This is a genomic window from Thermoproteus sp. CP80, from assembly GCF_002077075.2.
Lineage (GTDB): Archaea > Thermoproteota > Thermoprotei > Thermoproteales > Thermoproteaceae > Thermoproteus.
This window is the reverse complement of the sequence record NZ_LCWM02000056.1, coordinates 1-3,768: the sequence shown is the minus strand read 5'-3', so window position 1 is coordinate 3,768 and position 3,768 is coordinate 1. Positions and strand designations below refer to the sequence as shown.

The window sequence follows — 3,768 nt, the reverse complement described above, 5'->3', positions numbered from 1 at the left end:
ACATCTATTTTTATTGTAGATCCAACTATTCTATTCAATACTTCTTGCAACTTCTCAGGGCGCACGGGCAATCGCCTGATCTCCCTAGAGGGTATCTTCACGACCGTCTCGCTGGTGCCGTCGGGCAACCACGACGTAGAGATGGTGAGGAGCTTGGCAGGCGAGACAAGCTGAGCTATTATCTCGTTGGCGCTGCCCTTCTCCACTATCTTGACGTTCCTCCCTAAAGCCGCCGCGAGGTCCTTCTCCAGCTGCATCTGCGCGCCTTTCGGCAACCTCCTAAAGCCCCTGACCACGACCACTATGAATGCATCCGTCTCATACGCCCTTACATACTCCACGTCGTTTAGATTATATTTTTTCTCTAACTTCATCAACGCATCCACCACGTCCACGTCCAGCCAGCTGTACTCGCCGCTGTCAATCAGCCCCTGGCACTTAGGGCACAGCACCTTGGTCCTGATGCAGAAGTCGCAAAACGGCTTCTTCATCAAGCACCGGATTCGTTATGATATTTAAATTTCTTAAAGTGCCGTTATTGAGACGCGGGCTTCTTCCTCCTTTCTACTACCTCTTGGCGCCTCTTATCGGAGGTATCGATATTTGTTATCATCACCTTGCTTGGATGTATAGGAGAGTAGACCGTCTCGCCCCGGCTGTTCGTCCTGGTCGCATTCTCCACATAGATCCGCGCCTCCCGGAGATCCACTCTGACCACCTTGCCGGTCACCCCCTTGAAGTCGCCCCTCATAATCATGACGGTATCGCCCACCCGCACGGGTAGCCGGGCCACGCCGAGCTTCCTCCTGAGGTCTGGGGCGAGCTTAGCCGTGAGGAGCTTGCGCCTCACGTGCAGAGGGGCCTCGGCCAGAGCCCTCCTCTGTTTTCTCGGCTGTCCGCTAGCCGTCGGCATCGCCTCCTCCTACCGACCCTATTTATAAGTTTTTGGCGTCGGCTCCGCACCGGGCCCCGTCGAGGAGGCTACGGCGCATCAACGTGCGGCCGAGGCCTTAAGCCGCTCCTCTGCCTTCTTCATGCCGCCCAGCACGTCCTCAAGAGCCTTCGCCACGGTCTTAATCTCGTCCACGGCGGAGTCAAGTCTCCGCGGCAGATCCTCCAGGAGCTTGCGGACTTGTTCCGTCTCCATGAGGATTTTTATGGCTAATATATTCATGACGTGCGCGTCAAATTCCTTGGAGGCGCCGGCGAGGTTGGGAGGGCGGCTGTGTTGGTCAAGACTGCGGCGGGCTCCGTGCTGTTTGACTACGGCGTCAATTTCGACCAGCAGGGGAGGCCGGTCTTCCCAGAGCACGTGAGGCCCAAGGACCTGGTGGGCGTCGTGCTGAGCCATGCGCATCTAGACCACAGCGGGGCGTTGCCGTCGCTCTACGTCTCTGTGAAGACCCCCATCTACGCGACTCCCCTCACCATGGAGCTCAGCGACGTGATGTATACGGACATGATAAAGCTCTCCGGCTACTACCTGCCCTACACCCACGAGGAGGTTAAGGCGACCATGGAGAGCGCAATACCGCTGACCTACGGCGAGCCCGTGGAGCTGGCCCCCGACGTGACGCTCACCGTGTACAACGCAGGCCATGTCCCGGGCAGTGCCGTGTCCGTTCTTGAGGCCGAGGGGAGGGCCGTCGTGTTTACCGGCGACTTCAATCTGAGGGACACCGCGCTCCTGAGGGGCGCAGACGTCTACAACCTGCCGAGAGAGCCAGACGTGGTCGTGATGGAGGCGACATACGCCGCCGCGGACCATCCCCCCAGGCAGGACCTCGAGAAGGACTTCGTAAACGTCGTGAGGGAGGTGGTCGAGGGAGGCGGCACCGTCTTGATACCGTCGTTCGCCCTGGGGCGCGCGCAGGAGGTCCTCCTCACTCTTGTCAAGTACGGGGTGGGCCCTATATACGTCGATGGGCTGGCTAGGCAGGTGAACACCATAGTCGACAAATATCCACATCTGCTCAACGACTACGGTCTCTACAGGAAGGCCCTGGAGGCCGCGGTGGAGATACCGAGCGCCTACGTCAGGAAGAAGGCCGTGGGCCAGGAGCCCGCCGTGATAATATCGCCCGCCGGAATGCTGAAGGGAGGGGCGTCCCTCTACTACTTCAAGAGGCTGGCGGGCGACGGCAAGAACGCCATTATACTGCCCTCGTTCCAGGCCCCCGACACGCCGGGCTTCGAGGTGCTGTCTAAGGGCGAGGCCTTCGTGGACGGTTCGGCCATAAGGGTCAAGGCCAGGGTCGAGTGGTTCGACTTCTCGGCGCATTCCGGCAGATCCGAGCTGGTGGAGTTCATAGAACATTTCGGCGTGAACTCGAGGGTGGTTCTATTCCACACGGAGCCGTCGTCGGCTCTCCAGTTCGCCAGATGGATGCGGACAAGGGGAAGGGACAACCTCTACGTGCCTCTATCGGCCGGCGAGGAGCTCGAGCTCTAGGAGTTTTTAATGATGTACAGTGGCGTGAAGCTACGTATATGGATAAGGAGGAGGTGCGACGAGCTCGGCCTCTGCGAGTACGTCGAGGTGCCGCTAGCCCGCGCCCTACGTATGGCGGATAAGATCAAGATGGAGGATCTCTACATAATAATCGACGACGTGGAGCCGCAGCTGCTGGAGGACTTGGCGTAGGTATGTGCGAGCTCTACTGGAGGCTCTTGGAGATGGGCGTCGAGGTCTTGGGCGGACCCGCCGGGCTAAGACGGTAGCGCGCCGTCCACTGCAAATACGTCTTGTCCCCCCGCCCATCCGCCGAGCTCATGCCCTGATGCGCCTCGCCGCGTTCTCGACGCTCTCGATTGCGACGCCGGCCGCCTCACAGTATCCGTATGTATTCCTTGGCCTTAGCGGTAAATGCCAGCAGGCCCTTCGGCCTATATACTTCCCTTATCCTCCCCTCGTACACGTCGTAGCGGCTGAACTCCAGCTCCAGCCTCGCCTCCCCCACCGCGCCGCCTCTTGCGCAGTAAGTCCTCAGCTGGTTTAGAGACATACACACCTCCGACCCGTCCCCAGCCACATACACCTCCACCATGTAGGGGTGGGGGTTAACGGGCCTCCGCCTCACCACCTCGGCCATCCACGGGTATCTGCGCATAACATTGGCTATCTCAACCAGCCTATCCCTGGCGTGGGGCGCCCAGGCCCTAAGCCAATCGGCGCCGAAGGCCCCCAGCTCCGGATGCTCCTTTAGGAGCTCCTCCACGGGGTCGGCCCTAATGACCAAAGCCGGCTGGGGCGGCTCCCTCATCCTCTCCACCTCGCGCCTGTAGTCCTCCAGAATCCGCTCGACGCACTCCTCCGCCGTGCGGCAGTGCGGCTGATACAGCCTCACGCCGTTCACGACGACGCCGCAGAGGACGTCGTATTGATTGACCCACACACCCGCCCTCCTGTACTCATACCACACCCCGACGTCAAAACGGCCGGCCAGCTCCCAAAGGGCGTCGGCCGCCTGTTGCCTGATGCATCCGCCTACGTCTTCGTCATCTCTGCGCCTCCTCCACCTTTCTTTTACTTCCCATTGCCTTCTATCCCTTGAGTGAACCCACACTCTGTACCGCACGCATATGCCCCTCTTGCACCCCTCAGCCGTCAAGACGCCCTCGTAGAGACAGCCGTCGCTTGTACACCACTCCCGCGGAGGTGGCTCATACTCCACGTATTGTAGAATACCGAGTTTCTGAGGCAGTTCAAAAACAGAGGCCGTGGTTTTGATCTTTTTGGCCGCTGTCGTCATATCCACTCCCTCAAGG

At 59.7% G+C, this 3,768-nt stretch carries 6 protein-coding genes; 2 read left to right on the top strand and 4 right to left on the bottom strand.

Annotation, left to right across the window (positions count from 1 at the left end; genetic code table 11):
- The 3 genes from B7L68_RS08215 to B7L68_RS08780 form a co-directional block, all read right to left on the bottom strand.
- The coding region (locus B7L68_RS08215) for a transcription elongation factor NusA (protein ID WP_081247177.1) at window positions 1-494 on the bottom strand (494 nt) is incomplete at its 3' end.
- A gap of 41 nt (window positions 495-535) precedes the next feature.
- Window positions 536-913, bottom strand: a complete 378-nt coding sequence (gene rplX / locus B7L68_RS08210; RefSeq protein ID WP_081247176.1) for a 50S ribosomal protein L24 — start codon at window positions 911-913, stop codon at window positions 536-538.
- A 78-nt stretch (window positions 914-991) separates the two neighbouring features.
- Window positions 992-1,147: a hypothetical protein gene (locus B7L68_RS08780; protein ID WP_162008423.1), complete on the bottom strand. Its 156-nt coding sequence runs from the start codon at window positions 1,145-1,147 to the stop codon at window positions 992-994.
- 30 nt (window positions 1,148-1,177) lie between these two features.
- Between B7L68_RS08780 and B7L68_RS08205 the strand changes: the two genes are divergently transcribed.
- On the top strand, window positions 1,178-2,452 hold the full coding sequence (locus B7L68_RS08205; protein WP_081247175.1) for an MBL fold metallo-hydrolase: 1,275 nt from the start codon (window positions 1,178-1,180) through the stop codon (window positions 2,450-2,452).
- A gap of 24 nt (window positions 2,453-2,476) precedes the next feature.
- Window positions 2,477-2,644 (top strand): hypothetical protein, encoded by a 168-nt coding sequence (locus B7L68_RS08905; RefSeq protein ID WP_193432493.1) that lies wholly within the window; start codon window positions 2,477-2,479, stop codon window positions 2,642-2,644.
- A 184-nt stretch (window positions 2,645-2,828) separates the two neighbouring features.
- On the opposite strand, the gene B7L68_RS08200 is transcribed toward B7L68_RS08905, so the two are convergent.
- The coding region (locus tag B7L68_RS08200) for a hypothetical protein (protein ID WP_238136390.1) at window positions 2,829-3,768 on the bottom strand (940 nt) is incomplete at its 5' end.